Consider the following 359-nt stretch of genomic DNA (forward strand, 5'->3'; position numbering starts at 1 on the left):
GTGGAAGAAATTGCTTCGTTTATAAATACACCTGACAGTCAGAGAATAAGATAAACCAACATAGGAACCAATACTATGAGTAAAATGGCGCAATTTTTGTTAGCTGTTATAGGTACTATTCTTATCCCTCTGGCTATCACCTCAATGAGCGTTGCGACAAACTACGGTAGTATGCAAGAAGCATTACAAGTTGTCCAAGAACAAGGTAAAACCGCAGTTGCTCAAAACGCTAAAATCATGCAAGAAATAACTGACATCAAACTAACAAACGCAACGCAGGCACAACAACTGATTGGCTTAGAAGGAGCGCAAGCTCTTATCGTTAAAAAGCAAGATCAAGTGCTTGTAAACTATGGTAG

Annotated in this window: 1 protein-coding gene; it reads left to right on the forward strand. The window is 39.0% G+C overall.

Annotated features, from left to right (window positions below; all coding sequences use genetic code 11):
* Positions 1–75: 75 nt before the first annotated feature.
* Positions 76–359, forward strand: a 284-nt coding sequence (locus ACX6XY_RS30115; RefSeq protein WP_460337810.1) for a hypothetical protein, incomplete at its 3' end; no start/stop codon positions are given.

It is taken from the genome of Streptomyces sp. O3 (assembly GCF_054788135.1).